16 protein-coding genes are annotated in these 15,791 nt (G+C 60.2%); 1 reads left to right on the top strand and 15 read right to left on the bottom strand.

What is annotated here, in order from left to right:
- Positions 1–142: 142 nt before the first annotated feature.
- The 7 genes from secF to G7068_RS01880 all read right to left on the bottom strand — a co-directional run bounded on the left by secF (position 143) and on the right by G7068_RS01880 (position 7,533).
- Positions 143–1,183, bottom strand: coding sequence for a protein translocase subunit SecF (gene secF, locus G7068_RS01850; protein ID WP_166288041.1), 1,041 nt, complete (start codon positions 1,181–1,183; stop codon positions 143–145).
- A 1-nt stretch (position 1,184) separates the two neighbouring features.
- Positions 1,185–3,023 (bottom strand): protein translocase subunit SecD, encoded by a 1,839-nt coding sequence (gene secD / locus G7068_RS01855; RefSeq protein WP_166288044.1) that lies wholly within the window; start codon positions 3,021–3,023, stop codon positions 1,185–1,187.
- 68 nt (positions 3,024–3,091) lie between these two features.
- On the bottom strand, positions 3,092–3,520 hold the full coding sequence (gene yajC, locus G7068_RS01860; protein ID WP_244304606.1) for a preprotein translocase subunit YajC: 429 nt from the start codon (positions 3,518–3,520) through the stop codon (positions 3,092–3,094).
- 147 nt (positions 3,521–3,667) lie between these two features.
- On the bottom strand, positions 3,668–4,654 hold the full coding sequence (gene ruvB / locus G7068_RS01865; RefSeq protein WP_166288050.1) for a Holliday junction branch migration DNA helicase RuvB: 987 nt from the start codon (positions 4,652–4,654) through the stop codon (positions 3,668–3,670).
- On the bottom strand, positions 4,651–5,280 hold the full coding sequence (gene ruvA, locus G7068_RS01870) for a Holliday junction branch migration protein RuvA (protein ID WP_166288053.1): 630 nt from the start codon (positions 5,278–5,280) through the stop codon (positions 4,651–4,653). Before ruvA ends, ruvB begins: the two co-directional genes overlap by 4 nt.
- A gap of 104 nt (positions 5,281–5,384) precedes the next feature.
- Positions 5,385–7,148 carry a 2-isopropylmalate synthase gene (gene leuA, locus G7068_RS01875; protein WP_166288056.1) on the bottom strand — a complete coding sequence of 588 codons (1,764 nt, stop codon included), beginning with the start codon at positions 7,146–7,148 and terminating at the stop codon, positions 5,385–5,387.
- 163 nt (positions 7,149–7,311) lie between these two features.
- The gene (locus tag G7068_RS01880; RefSeq protein ID WP_166288059.1) at positions 7,312–7,533 is read right to left on the bottom strand and encodes a hypothetical protein; all 222 of its coding nucleotides are present in this window, start codon (positions 7,531–7,533) and stop codon (positions 7,312–7,314) included.
- A 78-nt stretch (positions 7,534–7,611) separates the two neighbouring features.
- Here G7068_RS01880 and G7068_RS01885 point away from each other — a divergent pair, with 78 nt between their 5' ends.
- Complete coding sequence (locus tag G7068_RS01885) at positions 7,612–9,399, top strand: DUF2207 domain-containing protein (protein ID WP_166288079.1); 1,788 nt, start codon at positions 7,612–7,614, stop codon at positions 9,397–9,399.
- Here G7068_RS01885 and G7068_RS01890 read toward each other — a convergent pair.
- The 8 genes from G7068_RS01890 to dnaJ form a co-directional block, all read right to left on the bottom strand.
- The gene (locus G7068_RS01890; protein WP_166288082.1) at positions 9,396–9,770 is read right to left on the bottom strand and encodes a DUF5684 domain-containing protein; all 375 of its coding nucleotides are present in this window, start codon (positions 9,768–9,770) and stop codon (positions 9,396–9,398) included. The two genes, G7068_RS01885 and G7068_RS01890, sit on opposite strands and share 4 nt — an antisense overlap.
- 61 nt (positions 9,771–9,831) lie before the next feature.
- The gene (gene era / locus G7068_RS01895; RefSeq protein WP_166288085.1) at positions 9,832–10,743 is read right to left on the bottom strand and encodes a GTPase Era; all 912 of its coding nucleotides are present in this window, start codon (positions 10,741–10,743) and stop codon (positions 9,832–9,834) included.
- Complete coding sequence (locus tag G7068_RS01900) at positions 10,740–12,077, bottom strand: hemolysin family protein (protein WP_244304608.1); 1,338 nt, start codon at positions 12,075–12,077, stop codon at positions 10,740–10,742. Before G7068_RS01900 ends, era begins: the two co-directional genes overlap by 4 nt.
- Positions 12,074–12,535, bottom strand: coding sequence for an rRNA maturation RNase YbeY (ybeY, locus tag G7068_RS01905; RefSeq protein ID WP_166288088.1), 462 nt, complete (start codon positions 12,533–12,535; stop codon positions 12,074–12,076). The genes G7068_RS01900 and ybeY overlap by 4 nt, the downstream gene beginning before the upstream one ends.
- Positions 12,532–13,557, bottom strand: a complete 1,026-nt coding sequence (locus G7068_RS01910; protein ID WP_166288091.1) for a PhoH family protein — start codon at positions 13,555–13,557, stop codon at positions 12,532–12,534. The genes ybeY and G7068_RS01910 overlap by 4 nt, the downstream gene beginning before the upstream one ends.
- The gene (locus tag G7068_RS01915) at positions 13,538–13,888 is read right to left on the bottom strand and encodes a histidine triad nucleotide-binding protein (protein WP_166288094.1); all 351 of its coding nucleotides are present in this window, start codon (positions 13,886–13,888) and stop codon (positions 13,538–13,540) included. Before G7068_RS01915 ends, G7068_RS01910 begins: the two co-directional genes overlap by 20 nt.
- 45 nt (positions 13,889–13,933) lie before the next feature.
- Entirely contained in the window at positions 13,934–14,680 is a 747-nt protein-coding gene (locus G7068_RS01920) for a 16S rRNA (uracil(1498)-N(3))-methyltransferase (protein WP_166288097.1), read from the bottom strand.
- Between the two features lie 6 nt (positions 14,681–14,686).
- Entirely contained in the window at positions 14,687–15,787 is a 1,101-nt protein-coding gene (gene dnaJ, locus G7068_RS01925; RefSeq protein WP_166288100.1) for a molecular chaperone DnaJ, read from the bottom strand.
- Between the last annotated feature and the right edge of the window lie 4 nt (positions 15,788–15,791).

Genomic DNA, 15,791 nt, shown 5'->3' on the forward strand with positions numbered 1-15,791 from the left:
ACGTTACACCACACGGCGCTATTCCTACTAAACGGGCCGCACCGTCGGCGCCAACACAGAAAAAGATGGTGCCTAAGAACGTTGGATTCGTCTGGAACCCGCCATTCTTAAGCACCATCTCATTCTAGAGAGGGCTGCGCGACTACTTGGTCGCTTCTGCCTCCACAGTTTCTTCGTCGTCGGACTTCTCCGCCTCGCGTGCACGCAGCTTCAACACCTTGGCGTCGTGCTCCTTGATCGCGGGCTCCCCCTCGCGCAACTGCGAGTAGATGGGCGCTGCGACAAAGATGGTCGAGTAAGCACCCGCAAAGATACCGATGAACAGAGCGAGCGAAATATCGCGCAGTGTTCCAGCACCGAGCACAAACGCGCCAATGAAGAGAATCGACGCGACCGGCAGCAGCGCAACGATCGAGGTGTTGATCGAGCGGACCAGGGTCTGGTTCACACCAAGGTTCACCGACTCAGCAAAGGTACGATGATCGCTCACTTCGCCGGCTGACGTGTTCTCACGAATCTTGTCAAACACCACAACGGTGTCGTAGAGCGAGTATCCGAGAATCGTCAAGAAGCCGATCATCGCGGCGGGCGTAATCTCGAACCCGGTTATGAGGTAGATACCCGCCGTGATTACGAGGTCGTGGAAGAGGGCAATCATGGCCGCAAGCGACATCTTCCAGGTGCGGAAGTAGAGTGCCATCACCACTGCCGCAAAGACGATAAACACGATCAGAGCCACGATGGCTTGTCGAGTAATATCTTGTCCCCAGGCAGGGCCGATGTAGGAGAAGGTCACTTCACTCTCATCGACGTTGTAAGCCTTAGCGAGGGCAGCGATGACTTCCTGGTTCTCGTCGTCTTTGAGTGACCCCGTCTGAACTCGAATGTCAGAAGCGCCGAGTTCGGTGACGCGCGGATTGCTCGAGGGCACCACGTCGGTCACAACTTTTTCAGCGGCGCCCGAGTCACGATCCTGCCCCTCTGTGAGGTGCACCTGGAACTGGCTACCGCCCGTGAACTCGATGCCGAGGTTTGGAGAACCACGCAGAAGCGCACCGAACAGGCACACCAGAATCAGGATCAGTGAGATGAGGTACCAGGTCTTGCGCCGACCGATAAAGTTGATCGACTTTTCACCGGTGTAGAGCGCGTTTCCGAACTCTGAGAATGAGCGGCGAGCCATGTTAGCTCTCCTTTCCGGTGGCGCTGGAGGCCACAGTTCCGGAGGCCTCAGCGGCCTTACGTTCTGCAATGGTCTGGCGACGCTCTGCCTCGTGCTGGCTGCGAGCGTTCTTCTTGCCCGCGCCCTTGCTCGTGACCACTGGCTCGCGGAACTGAGCGCGTCCACGGTAAACGGCGCCGAGGCTTCGCGGATCCAGACCCGAGAACTTATGGCCGTTGCGGTAGAAGCGAGTGCGCGCGAGCAAAGCCATCATCGGGTGCGTGAACAGCGCGACAACGGCGACGTCGACCAGGGTCGTGAGACCGAGGGTAAAGGCAAAGCCCTTCACGTTGCCAACGGCGACGATGTAAAGAATGACGGCCGCAAGCAGGTTCACGCCGTCAGATGCAAGAACGGTTCTGAACGCACGCTTCCAACCATTTTCAACCGCGCCCTCGATCGGGAACCCGTCACGCAGGGCGTCACGCACCCTCTCGAAGTACACGATAAAGGAGTCCGCCGTGAAGCCGACGGCGACGATAATACCCGCGATACCCGCCAACGACAGTCGGTACCCCTGTCGCCACGAGAAGAACGTGAGCAGCAGGTAGGTAAGGATCGCCGCAACCGCCAGCGAGGCGATCGTCAGAGTGCCGAGCGCGCGGTACTGGAAGAACGAGTAGATGACAACCAGCAGCAGACCGATGAGGCCTGCAAGCAAACCAGCTTGCAGCTGGTTCGCGCCGAGCGTAGAGGAGATGTCTTCCTGGCTCTGCACGGTGAAGTCCATGGGCAGTGCGCCAAACTTCAGCTGATCCGCAAGTGCCTTCGACGATTCCTGGGTGAAGTCACCGGAGATTGACGGGCGACCGTCGAGGATCTGGCCCTGCATCGTCGGTGCGGAAAGTACCGAACCATCGAGCACAAACGCGAACTGGTTGAAGGGCGGCTGCGCGCCGTAGAGACGGGTGCTGATCTTGCCAAACTGCTTGGCACCCTTGTCGTTCATGGTGATCTGTACGTTCCAGCCACCGGTTGTGTTGCCACGGCTGTCGGTCGCCTTCTGCGAGACAGCGTTTGTGATGACGTCACCGTTGAGCTCAACCGGGCCGAGAATGTACTTCATAACACCCGTGTCGTCACAGGTGATCAGCGGCCGATCTGCGGGAGCATCACGGGTATCCAAAGCACTGTCCGACTTACAGGTAAAGTCAGCGAATTCCTGCTGAAGACCGGGGGTAAGCCAGGCCTGGTCCCCTGCTTCTTTGGGAAGCGGGTTGGGATCAACATTCTCTGTCTTGGCCGCGTCTTTAGAATCCGTGGTCTTGGTGTCGGTCTTTTGAGCGTCCGTCGACTTGGTGTCAGCCTCTTTCGAGTCTGTCGTCTTTGTGTCGGCCGAACTTCCGTCAGCAGTGTCTGCCTTTGCGGTGTCTGCCTCAGCGTTATCAGGGTCTGCACCCGTGGTGCCAACGTCGACAGCGAGCACCGGCCGGAAGTCGAGCTTCGCAGAAGCCTCGATGCGCTGCAGCGTTTCTTTGTCCGCCTTGCCCGGGATCGCAACGGAGATGTTGCGCGAACCCTGGGTAGTGATTTCAGACTCTGACACACCAGCGGCGTCAACACGCTGGCGAATGATGGAGACGGCCTGTTGCAGCTGCTCGCCGCTTACAGCCTTACCATCGGTCTGCTCCGCAGCGAGCAAAATCTGAGTTCCGCCCTGCAGATCAAGTGCGAGCTTGGGGGTCCAAGTTGCCTCGCCTCGGGAAACCCCGATTGTAATAAGACCGACAAGGCCAACAACTATGACCAGAAGGAAGATGAGGGAGCGACGAGCCCTCCGCACCGCAGGTGTGGACGCCAAAACAGTACTGCTTTCTCTATATCGTTGAAGGTGAGCCGGGCCCGTTGGCACCAGCTCACCGCAAGTGATTACGCCTTAGGCGTCTGATCACTTTCGCCGTCGGAATCTTTGACCTCGGCGTTCGAAGCGTCGGCGTTTGACACGTCAGTGTTTGAAACGTCGGTGACACCGTCGGAGTTTTCGGAAGCGATGCGCTCGCCAAACGCGGGATCATCGTCGGGAGCCAGATCGGGGCTCACAGCAGCATCTGCCGGAGCATCAACCGCTGTAACGATCTGCGAGATTGCGTTGCGGTGAACCACAAGCGTCGATGAGCCGCTCTGAATTGTTGCGCGGTTTTCTTCTTCGTTCATCTCGACAACCGTGCCGTAGATGCCGGACTGAAGCATAACCTCAGCGCCGGGGCGCAGGCCTGACTGCAGCTCCTGCATCGCTTTCTGACGCTTCTTTCCGTTGCGGAACATGAAGAAAATCAGCACGGCGATGAGGCCGAACATCAGGATAGTAATCGGATCCAGAGGCACAGTAGACCTTTCAATGGGCGAGCGGGATCATGCACATTGCGCGCATAGACTCTGCCACCTTACCGCGTTGTGACTGAAAATAGGGTGCTGGGACTGCGAGTCTTGCGAGGTTTCTGTGTCTCACTTGTGCAGGCCGACGTGTTCCCAACCCAGCTGGGTTGCCACACGCCCCCTTGGAGTACGCGTCAGAAGACCTGCACGCACGAGGAAAGGTTCGACCACAGACTCAATCGTCTCGGCCTCTTCGCCAACCGAAACGGCAAGTGTTGAAAGCCCAACCGGTCCCCCGTTAAACCGCTCAACCACAGCGCGCAGCACCTCGCGGTCGAGTCGATCCAGCCCGTGCTTGTCCACATCGTAGAGCGTGAGCGCCGCCTCAACACTCGCGGTGTCTGCCGGGGTCTCGTGAACCAGGCTGTAATCACGAACTCGACGCAGCAAGCGGTTTGCAATACGTGGCGTGCCGCGGGAGCGGCCGGCGATCTCTTCAATCCCCTGCTCGGAGATATCGAAGTTGAGAAGCCGCGCTGCGCGCCTGACAACACTGGCGAGCTCATCCTCAGAGTAGAACTCAAGGTGAGCCGTAAACCCGAAGCGATCACGCAATGGATTGGGAAGCAGGCCAGCACGTGTGGTTGCACCCACAAGGGTAAACGGGGCTAGCTCAAGGGGCACGGAAGTCGCGCCAGCGCCTTTGCCAACCATAATGTCGACCTTGAAGTCTTCCATCGCGAGGTAGAGCATTTCTTCGGCGCTGCGGGCCATTCGGTGGATCTCGTCCACAAACAGAACTTCGCCTGGGGTCAGTGCGGAGAGCACAGCGGCGAGATCGCCCGCGTGCTGGATCGCGGGACCAGAGGTCTGATGCAGCGGCTTATCAAGCTCGGTTGCCACGATCATCGAGAGCGTCGTTTTGCCGAGCCCGGGCGGGCCAGCAAGCAGGATGTGATCGGGGGCAACTCCCCGCATGGTTGCAGCACTGAGAAGCAGATTCATTTGGCTGCGAACCTTGAACTGCCCAATGAACTCATCAAGCGTGCCGGGGCGCAGCGCGCCCTCGTAACCGACCTCGGAGGGTGACGCCTGCGGCGACAACTCCCCCGTCATCGGCCACTCCGACCACTTGGCCGGGCGCTCTGCAGCAGTGCAAGGGAGGCGCGCAGCAGCGCTGCGCTCTCAGCGGGCGCACCCGCAGCACGCGCATCTTGAACGGCCTGCCACGCCTCAGATTCACCCCAGCCGAGCCCGACAAGGCCGTCACGCACGGCCTCGGACGCAACCAGATCAGGATCAGCAACCGCGGTCGGGGCTCCCCCCGCATCAGCAAAGCTCAACTCTTTCAGTTTGCCCGCGAGCGAAACCGTCAGAAGCTTCGCGGTTTTTGGGCCGATACCCGAAACCTTCTGAAATGGTTTCGCGTCTTCGTTGGCCACAGCACGCACGATCTCAGCGGGGGTCAGGCTAGACAACACACCAAGGGCGCTGCGAGGACCGACGCCCGAGACAGCAATCAGGTGACCAAACACGGTGAGCTCATCTTCCGTGGAGAACCCGAACAGCGTCAGTGCGTCTTCTCGAACAACGAGCCAGGTGTGCAAAAACAGCGTCTCGCCGACGTGGGCCTGGGCCACCCTGCCGCTCGGAACCTCGACGCGCAGGCCAATCCCGCCCACACCAATTACTGCCCAGCCGGCTCCCGCCGAGAGCACCTCACCATGTATCGAAGCAATCACACGCTTAGCCTAGGTTGCGCCACCGACATTGGCAGACTCGCCACACCGATCATTCGAAGATATCTACGAATAATCGGTGTGGCGCCGTCGCCATAGCGAGAAGGCTAGGCGTTTGCCAGTTCTGCCTCAGACGAAACATTTCGCACTGCGCGGTTCACAGAACTGATGATGGCCTTGAGCGTTGCGCGACTGGTGTCTGGGTCGATCCCGACCCCCCACAACCGCTGGCCGTCAACCTCTAGATCAACGTACGATGCCGCAACCGCGTCACCACCGGAACTCATCGCGTGCTCGACGTAATCGAACAGTGTGACCGTGTGTCCGCCGTCATTCAAGGCGTTCAAGAACGCATCAACGGGGCCATTGCCACGGGAGGTTGACTGCTGCTCGTCAGCACCGATGCGGAAGTCAACCGTGAGTTCGGTCACGCCGTCGCCAGCGCTCACCGACGAAGTGCGGAAGATCTCATAGCGTCCCCAGCGGTCTGCCTCGGGATCCTGAGCCGGCAGGTACTCGTCTTGGAAGATGCTCCAGATCTCATCACTTGAGACCTCGCCACCCTCAGTGTCAGTGACACCCTGCACAACAGAGCTGAACTCGATCTGCAGGCGACGCGGCAAATCGAGATTGTGATCGGTCTTCAGCAGGTAGGCGACGCCACCCTTGCCAGACTGCGAGTTCACCCGAATGACGGCCTCGTACGAGCGACCGAGATCCTTCGGGTCGACCGGCAAGTAGGGCACTGCCCACTCGAGGTCGTCGACGGCCACACCCGCGGCCTCGGCGTCTTGCGCCATGCGCTCGAAGCCCTTCTTAATCGCGTCTTGGTGCGAGCCAGAGAAGGCCGTGTAGACGAGGTCGCCTGCCCAGGGGCTGCGCTCGGGAACTCGCAACTGATTGCAGTACTCGGCCGTGCGGCGCACCTCGTCGAGGCGTGAGAAATCGATCTGAGGATCGATCCCCTGCGTAAACATATTGATGCCCAGTGCGATCAGGTCGACGTTGCCGGTGCGCTCACCGTTGCCGAAGAGGCAGCCTTCAATGCGATCCGCGCCGGCCAGGTAGCCCAGTTCGGCGGCGGCCACGGCGGTGCCGCGATCATTGTGCGGGTGCAGTGAGACAATCACGTTCTCGCGGTGATTCAGGTTGCGGCACATCCACTCGATCGAGTCGGCGTAGACGTTGGGAGTTGCCATTTCGACGGTCGCAGGCAGGTTGATGATGACCTTGCGATCCGGAGTCGGCTTGAAGATCTCGAGCACGTCGTTGCAGACCTCGGCCGCGTACTCCAACTCGGTGCCCGTGTAGGACTCAGGTGAGTACTCATAGTAAATATCGGTGTCAGCACAGATGGACTCGCTCGCGACGCAGAGCTTCGCACCGTCGATGGCGATCTGCTTGATGCCAGCACGATCCTGCCGGAACACGACGTCGCGCTGCAGGATACTCGTGGAGTTGTACAGGTGAACGATCGCCTGCTTCGCTCCGATCAGCGATTCGTAGGTGCGCTTGATCAGGTGGTCGCGCGCCTGGGTCAACACCTGGATCGTGACGTCGTCAGGAATCGCGTTGTCTTCAATCAGGTGCCGCACGAAGTCGAAGTCCGTCTGGCTTGCGGACGGGAAACCAACCTCGATCTCTTTGTAGCCCATCTTGACAAGCAGATCGAACATGATCCGCTTGCGCTCGGGACTCATCGGATCGATAAGGGCTTGGTTTCCGTCACGCAGGTCAACGGCGCACCAGCGGGGCGCCTTCTCGATACGTTTGGTCGGCCAGGTGCGATCCGGCAGCTCCACGTTGATGATCTCGTGGAACGGGCGGTAGCGGTGAATCGGCATACCTGAGGGCTGTTGCGTGTTCTTCATGGGCTCGTCTTCCTCGTCTAAAACTCTTGCTCAGCCAAACACAAACACCGCGACGAGGGAGGCCTTGAAATTAGGACTCGTCGCGGCAGCTAAGGAGAAGCGAGCCGAACAGCATGAAATCACTATACCACTGGGTCGGCGCACCCTCGATCACCCGGAAGGATCAGCCGATGATTCCAGACATGCAGGCGTAAATGAACAGCATGTATAAAGACGGGATGCCAAAAACCACCAGCAACACTCCAAGCCCTACAAATATGGCGAGAGTCGCAACCCCCAACGAGCTCCCGATCAGAACTTCCTTGGACGACGTGCCCGCGACCTCTTGTGCCTCGAGACCCTCAAGCTCTTCGATTCCAATGGGGGTTCCGGGTTCGAGCTTCATGTTTCCACACTACCGCCTATTGATTCGCTCAACTGCATAGAGCAGGTGTCCTTTCGACGCCCCGATAGGGTTGCAACCATGGGCAAAACAGTTCAGATACTGGCCGGGATCGCCGTTCTCCTCACCGCACTCGCACCGGTTCTTGCCGTCGCACCTGCGGCGCAGGCCGACACCTCCGACTTCAGCTACGACAGTTGGCACGTCGACTATCAGCTCGATACTGACAAAGACGGTCGATCGATCACCCACGTCAAAGAGACGCTGACCGCACGCTTCCCCGATTTCGACCAGAACCGCGGTCTCGTACGCGGCCTACCAATCGATTATGAGGGCACCTCAACGGATCCCCGCGATTTCAGCGTTACCGACCTCGAAGGGAAGCCGATCCCGTTCGAACTTGAGAAAGACGACACCTTCATCGCGGTACTCACCGGCAACGACGACTACGTTCGCGGAGTGCAAACGTACGTCATCAGTTACACCCTGAGCGATACCATCTTGGCGCGAGATGATGGCTCCGCCGACGAGTTCTACTGGGATCTCGTGGACTTCGAACACGAACAACCGATCAAGCAATTCAGCGCAAACATCTCTTTGTCACCCGAGCTCGCTTCGAAGCTGAACGGAAACTATCGCTGCTATGCGGGTGCCGCAGGATCCAACAACGAGTGCAACATGAATCGCAATGATTCGGGAACCGAGTTCACGGTTCCCGGGATTCCACTCGCCCCGCAAGAGGGCGTGACTGTCGCCATTGGGCTCGCACCCGGCGCTGTCACACAGCCCGGCGCGCGTCTCCCCAACTTCGCACTCGACACGCTCCCCCTGTATATCGGCGGCATCACTGCGGCATCGGGAATCGCAACCGGTATCGCTGTCCTGCTATTCCGCAGGAAGCGCAGGGTCAGCCGCGGGGTGGTGGTTGCCCAGTACGACGTTCCCGCGACGCTGCCGCCACTCATCGCCGGCCCGATTGTCGGCGCAATGGCTTCTCCCGTGCCCGCCGAGTTTGTGCACCTCGCGGTGAGCGGCGTGACCCGCATCGAGGAGGCCGAGTCAAAGAAGAAATCGAAGCCTGCCATCCGGCTCATGGACCTCACGCGAATCGGTGACGAACTCGACGCAGAGACCACACGCGATCTCTTCCCGAGCCAGACCGTCGGAGAAGTCGTTGAGATCCCGCAGAAGAGCGAGATCTTCGCACGACGCATGTCGGTTCTGAAGAGCCTCGGCTCCAGCCAAGCACTCAAACGAGGCTACTTTGAAAACGTTGCAAGCCCGGTGGGCCGAAAGCTCGGCTTTGTAACCCTCGGTGTCACCGCGATTCTCGTGGTATTTGCGGTAATCGGAATCATGACTCGCAACTCCGTGACACCCTTCATTGCAATCGCCGCCGCTTCGGTGGGACTGGTGCTCGGGCTTGTCGGCGTTATCCGGCAGCGAGTGCACACTCCCCTGGGTGCGGAAACTCGCGAGTACCTTGAGGGAGTTCGCGAGTTCATCCGGGTCGCTGAGGCTGACAGAATCCGAGTGCTGCAGTCATACGAGGGCGCAGAGCGATTCCCAGACGGAACCATCAACGTTGTGCACCTCTATGAGAAGCTGCTGCCCTACGCAATGCTCTTTGGCCTCGAAAGAGAGTGGAGTAAGACCCTCGAAACGAGGTACCAGGAGAGCCCGGGTTACGTGCCCTATTGGTACCCCGCCGTTGGCCTGCACGGAATCTCAAGCTTCAACAGCACACTCTCCGACTTCACCAGTTCACTCACCTCATCGGCGAGCTACACCTCAAGCAGCTCCGGCGGCTCCACCGGCGGTGGATTCTCCGGTGGCGGCGGAGGTGGCGGCTTCTCGGGCGGTCGCTAGTAGCGTGGCCGGTACTGCGCGCTTCCGAAGCCAATAATCAAGTAGCCGATGACGGGCAGCAGCCACAGCAGGAAGAACGCAAACGCGCCGCCCTTGCCAAACCGCTGCGCCACCCGCACGGCCACAAAGATCGAAAATATGAAGTTGACGATCGGGATGAGGTAGAGCAGGGTCATCCAGGCGGAGTACCCTGCCACCTTCACCAAAATGAAGGTGTTCACGATCGGAATGATCGCCAGAATCCCCGGGTACCCGGCTTTGGTGAACACTCGCCACAGCGCAATCGCAATGACGACGTAAACGGCAATCGCAAAGACACCGTAGGTTTGAAACAGCGTTGTCAGTTGCGCCTGATCAGTGATGTAGTCCATGACCAGATTCTAGCCACGTCAGAAACTGGCTGAACAGGGCTTGACGCGGATTGAAACCGGACTAGAAGCCCAGCTTGCCGAGTGCCTTCGAATCGCGCTGCCATTCCTTGAGCACCTTCACACGAAGCGAGAGATACACACGGCGACCAAGTAGAGCCTCGATTTCGTGACGGGCTTTCTCCCCCACATCACGCAGCCGCGATCCGCCCTTGCCGATCACGATGCCCTTCTGGCTGTCGCGCTCCACGTAAATGGACGCGTACAACTCAAGCAAACCGTCATCACGAACTTCGCGATCGTCAACGGTCGCAGCGAGCGAGTGTGGCAACTCTTCGCGTGCACCTTCAAGGGCTGCTTCGCGGATCAGCTCGGCGATCCGGTCGTCTTCGCTCTCGTCGGTTGTTTGCTCTGCATCGTAGAGCGGCGGCGAGATCGGCATGAGTCCAAGAAGCACATCGGAGAGCACATCAAGCTGCTCCTGCGTTACGGCCGAGATCGGAACCACCGCATCCCACTCGCGAAGCGTGCCGAGTCGCGTGAGCTGGTCGATGATCTCAGATTTCGAGGCCTCATCAACCTTCGTGAGGATCGCGACCTTCTTTGCGCGGGGAAAGTCTTCAAGGCGTTCGTTAATGAATTTGTCTCCGGGCCCAAGCTTTTCGTTCGCCGGAACACAGAACCCGATCACGTCGACATCACCGAGTGTCGCTTCTACGAGCGCGTTCAGTCTTTCGCCGAGGAGGGTGCGCGGGCGGTGGATCCCGGGCGTATCAACGATAATCAGCTGACCGTCGGGCCGGTGCGCAATCCCACGGATCGCACGCCTCGTCGTCTGTGGCTTGGGGCTCGTAATGGCGATCTTTTCGCCGACCAGAGCGTTTGTGAGCGTCGATTTTCCGACGTTCGGGCGCCCGACGAATGAGACAAATCCCGCGCGGAACTCACCGCTGCCGGTTTCTGTGTGATCTGTCATGATTCGTCCTCTTTCTTGCCTAAAAGCTGAGCGCCATCTTCGCTCTCAACTCCGTCAGTGTCTTCGTTACCAATCCAGCGGGCTCGAGCTGTGAGCAGGCGCTGCCGTCGCCGTTCGGTCTCAACAGCGGTCAACTCGACTCCAGCGACCACAACCGTATCGCCCGGTTCGGGCAGCCGCCCGAGATGCTTTGCGACAAGCCCGCCCACGGTGTCGACCTCGTCATCGTCAAGCTCAATCCCGAAGAGCTCGCCTAGCTCTTCAACGCCGAGTCTCGCGCTCACCAAGAAGGCACCATCTGCCTCGGGTGTCACCTCAAGCTCCTCGCGATCGTGCTCATCGTTGATCTCGCCGAGCAACTCTTCAATCAGGTCTTCGAGGGTGACGAGACCGGAGATACCACCGTATTCGTCAACAACAAGCGCGAGGTGATTCGACTCACTCTGCATGCGGCGCAGCAGTTTGTCGGCGCGCTGCACCTCGGGCACAAAGATCGCGGGCTTCATGATGCGGGTCACCCTCGAGCTATCAACCTCGTCGGCACGGCGCAGCATGAACTTGCTCGCGTCGCGAAGATAGGCGACACCGGCAACATCATCGATCTCGCCGCCAACAACGGGAATTCTTGAGTGCCGCGAAGCAAGCATCTGTTCGAGCGTCTCGCGCACGCTCAACTCGCTGCTGACGGTCACCATGTCAATGCGGGGCACCATCACCTCGCGCACGAGCGTGTCACCAAACTCGACCAGCGAGTGAATGTAATCGCGGTCATCGTTTTCGAGCAGTGACTGCTCTGCGGCCTGATCAACCATCGAGAGCAGCTGCTGCTCATCACGAATCCTCGCACCACCGGTGCTTCGGCCCGGCGTCACTCGGTTGCTGATGCGAATCAGCGAGGTCGCAACGGGGCCGAGGATCAAACGCAGCGCACGCATGGTCGGCGCAGCGAAGCGGATCACCGCGTCGGGGTGGTGTGTTCCAACCGTGCGCGGGCTCGATCCGACGAGTGCAAATGTGACGGCGGTCATGACGAGTGTCGCGATGACCAGTTCAAGCCAGAGTTCGTCGAGGGAGTATGCCAAAACGAGCGTGATGAGCACGGCGGCGAGTGTCTCAGTGAACACCCTGGCAAAGCTGAGCGCATTCAGGTGTGCGGCCTCATCATCGGCGATCGCTCGAATCGCATTGCCCCGGCGAGGAGAGTCTTCGGCGAGGGCCAAGAGCTCAGCGCGCGAACGCACCCCCAAGGCCGCATCAGCCGCTGCCAAAAGGCCGGCGATCGCGAGCAAAATGAACGCTGCTCCCAGGAACAGCGCGATCAGTATTCCACTCACTGTTTTCGCTCGCGCATGGCGAAGGAGAGCAGCAGATCGCGCTGCAGCCCGAACATCTCCGCCTCTTCTTCTGGTGTCGCGTGATCGAAGCCCAGGAGGTGCAGCATGCCGTGGGTGAGCAAGACTGAGACCTCCTGCGGCAGATCGTGCCCGGCTGCCTCGGCCTGCGCCTCAGCGACCTGAGGGCAAATCACAACATCGCCGAGCAGACCAGCGGGAGTCTGCGCATCGGCGCGACCGGGTCGCAGCTCGTCCATGGGAAAGCTCAGCACGTCAGTTGGGCCCGGTTCATTCATCCACTGCACGTGCAGCTGCTCGATTGCGGCCTCGTCGACCAGCATCACGCCCAGTTCGGTGTCGGGGTGCACGTGCAGTGACTCGAGCACAAAAGCGGCGAGGCGCTGCAGTCGGGCCTCTTCTACCTCAATGCCCGACTCGTTGTTAATCTCGACGCTCACTGGGTTCTCGCTTCTTTTGCTTCATCGTAGGTTTGGTATGCGTCGACGATCCGTCCGACCAGGCTGTGCCGAACAATGTCGTCTGAGCTCAGCTCTGCAAAGTGGATGTCTTCGACGTCTTTGAGAATCTGACGCACCACCCGCAGTCCGCTGACAGCCGCGGGCAGGTCAACCTGAGTGGCGTCTCCGGTCACGACCATTTTTGAGCCGTATCCGAGCCGGGTCAGAAACATCTTCATCTGTTCGGGAGTCGTGTTTTGAGCCTCGTCGAGAATCACAAACGCCTCGTTCAGCGTGCGGCCTCGCATGTAGGCAAGCGGTGCGACCTCGATCGTGCCACTCGCGAGCAGCTTCGGCACCAGGTCAGGATCCATCATGGCACCCACCGCATCAAAGAGCGGACGGAGGTAGGGATCGATCTTCTCTTCGAGTGTTCCGGGCAGGTATCCGAGTCGCTCCCCCGCCTCGACAGCCGGGCGCGTCAGAATAATCTTTGACACTTCGCGCCGCTGCAGGGCCTGCACCGCTTTGGCCATCGCCAGGTAGGTCTTACCCGTGCCAGCCGGGCCGATGCCGAACACAATCGTGTTCGCCTCGATGGCGTTAATGTACGCCCGCTGCCCGGCGGTCTGCGGGCGAACCGCACGACCGCGAACAGTAAGGATTGGTTCGCTCAGCACCTGGGCGGCTGTCGGACCGTTACCTTCGTGCACCATCCGAGTAACTTCGCTCACGTCACGTCGTGAGACCGTGCCGCTGCGTCTGGCCAGCTCAAGGATCTCGCGCACAACCTCTTCAGCGGCACGGACCTCGAGAGCGGGCCCGCGCAGTGTAAGAACTTCGTCGCGAACGTGGAACACCACACCGGGGTGCTGCGATTCAAGGTCAGCGATGAGCTGGTCCCGATGCCCCAGCAGGGAAGCGAGATCAACACCGGCAAGAAGCACGGTGCGTTGCAGCTCAGGATCGTCGACGACTCCCGACTGCGGGGTGGGTGTTGGTTCAGCTTCCAACGAGTGCATTCTCCTTGAGATCACCGGCAAGCACGTGCGCGTGCACGTGGAAAACCGTCTGGCCGACGCCCGCGCCAGAATTAAAGATAAGACGGAACTCGCCATCTGCGAGTTCATCTGCGAGACGCTGTGCGACAGCCACCATATCGGCGAGTGTCTCTGGATCGCCCGCAGCGAGTTCAGCAACATTGCGATACTGAGTCGCCTTCGGGATCACCAGCACGTGCACCGGCGCCTGCGGGTTAATGTCGGGGAACGCGATCACACGGTCGGTCTCCGCGAGGATCTCAACTGGGATTTCGCCCGACACAATCTTGCCGAATACCGTCTCTTCTGCCATGCAGGCAAGTCTAGCGCTGCCGTCAGACAACATGGCAGGGATTCGCTACCAGCGGCCAAGAGCCACGTTGAGCACCGCGAGAGCAGCCGGGCCTGCAGAGGACGTGCGCAGAACCGTGTCGCCCAGCACCTTAATCTCGGCGCCAGCAGCCTCGAGCGCATCTAGTTCAGCATCAGAGAGGCCACCCTCGGGGCCGACCACAAGATAAATGTCGCCGTCCGTGTCATGGTTCCACGCGCTCAGCGCACTGGACCCGCGCGGGTGCAGCACAACAACACGAGAGGACTCGCGCCCGGCAATCGCGCACAGCCCGTCGAGCGAGACGGGCTCCTGAACAACCGGGATCCTCGCCCGCAGCGATTGTTTTGAAGCCTCGCGCGCGATCCTCGCCCACTTCGCGACCCCCTTGGCGGCCTTATCGGGATCGTTCCAGCGCGAAACCGAGCGCTCCGCCTGCCACGGCACGATGTCGTCGACCCCAAACTCGGTCGCCTGTTCCACGGCCCGCTCATCACGATCGCCCTTGGCTAGGGCCTGCACGAGCACTACACGAGCCGCGGGCTCGGGATCGCGCCGAACACTGTCGAGCTGCACGGCAAACGAGTCTTTGGTGACACTCGCCACCGGTCCTACACCGATCACACCGGCACCGTCGCCAACCAGAATCTGTTCCCCGACGCGCAGACGACTCACGCGCACCGCGTGCCGTGCTTCGTCACCCGTAATAGTGACGAGCGCACCAGGAACCCAACCCTCAGAGCTGGGTCCCTCGGCAAAGTACAGATTGGCCACGACAGACTAGCCCTGGCGGAAGAAGCGGTCGCGAATCTTGCCGAAGAAGCTCTGCTGGAATTCACCCAGGTGCGGAGCCTCGTCTTTGCGAAGAGCGGCGAGCTGACGAACGAGATCTTTCTCTCGGTTTGAAAGCTTCTCGGGTGTCGCTACCTGCACGGCGATCTTCAGATCACCGCGGTTGGTTGAACGGAGGCCCTGGATGCCGCGTGCGCGAATGGTGATGATGTCGCCGGACTGAATGCCCGCTTCAACCTCAACCTTGATATCGCCGTCGAGGCCGGGAACCGTCGACTCGACACCCAGAATGGCATCGGTCATCGACAGCTGCATCGTGCACAGCAGGTCGTTGCCATCACGGCTGAAGATGTCGTGGTGCGTGACCCTGAACTCGATGAAGAGATCACCGTTGGGCCCACCACCGGGGCCCACTTCGCCGCCACCGCGCATTTGCATGCGTGTGCCCGTGTCGATGCCCGACGGGATGTCTACGGGAAGGGTGCGGCGCTCACGCACACGACCCTTACCGGCACACTCGACGCAGGGGTGCTCGATGACTGTTCCGTAGCCGTGGCAGCTTCCGCAGGGGTGCATCGTCACAACGTTGCCGAACAGCGAACGAACCTGGCGCTGCACCTGTCCCTGGCCATTACAGACGTCACAGGTGACGGGCTGGGTGCCGGGCTGGCAGCAGCTTCCCTGGCACGCGCCACACAGCACGGCCGTGTTGATCGTGACCTCACGCTGTACGCCGAAGATGACCTCTTCAAGGCTGACGTCGACACGGATCATGGCGTCGTCACCGCGCTCGGCGCGCGAGCGAGGGCCGCGCTGGCCGCCACCGAACCCACCGCCGCCGAAGAAGGTTTCAAAGATGTCACCAAAGCCGCCCATGTCGGACTGGCCGCCACCCATGTCGTAGCGCTGCCGCTGTTCGGGATCGCTCAGCACGTCGTAGGCATGGGTCACACCTTTAAAGCGCTCCGAGGCCTCTTCGCTCGGGTTGACATCGGGGTGCAGCTCACGCGCTAAACGGCGATAGGCCTTCTTGATCTCTTCGGGTGTCGCCTCACGGGTCACGCCGAGGGTCTCGTAGTGGTCGGCCACGGGT

Source organism: Leucobacter viscericola (assembly GCF_011299575.1).
In the GTDB taxonomy this organism is placed as follows: domain Bacteria; phylum Actinomycetota; class Actinomycetes; order Actinomycetales; family Microbacteriaceae; genus Leucobacter; species Leucobacter viscericola.

Coding starts and splice junctions, on each gene's coding strand:
- G7068_RS01885 (WP_166288079.1), top strand. CDS start 7,612: ATGGGCAAAACAGTTCAGATACTGGCCGGGATCGCCGTTCTCCTCACC.
- G7068_RS01890 (WP_166288082.1), bottom strand. CDS start 9,770: ATGGACTACATCACTGATCAGGCGCAACTGACAACGCTGTTTCAAACC.
- G7068_RS01910 (WP_166288091.1), bottom strand. CDS start 13,557: ATGCACTCGTTGGAAGCTGAACCAACACCCACCCCGCAGTCGGGAGTC.
- secF (WP_166288041.1), bottom strand. CDS start 1,183: ATGGCTCGCCGCTCATTCTCAGAGTTCGGAAACGCGCTCTACACCGGT.
- leuA (WP_166288056.1), bottom strand. CDS start 7,148: ATGAAGAACACGCAACAGCCCTCAGGTATGCCGATTCACCGCTACCGC.
- ruvB (WP_166288050.1), bottom strand. CDS start 4,654: ATGACGGGGGAGTTGTCGCCGCAGGCGTCACCCTCCGAGGTCGGTTAC.
- G7068_RS01915 (WP_166288094.1), bottom strand. CDS start 13,888: ATGGCAGAAGAGACGGTATTCGGCAAGATTGTGTCGGGCGAAATCCCA.
- G7068_RS01880 (WP_166288059.1), bottom strand. CDS start 7,533: ATGAAGCTCGAACCCGGAACCCCCATTGGAATCGAAGAGCTTGAGGGT.
- yajC (WP_244304606.1), bottom strand. CDS start 3,520: ATGTTCGGCCTCATCGCCGTGCTGATTTTCTTCATGTTCCGCAACGGA.
- era (WP_166288085.1), bottom strand. CDS start 10,743: ATGACAGATCACACAGAAACCGGCAGCGGTGAGTTCCGCGCGGGATTT.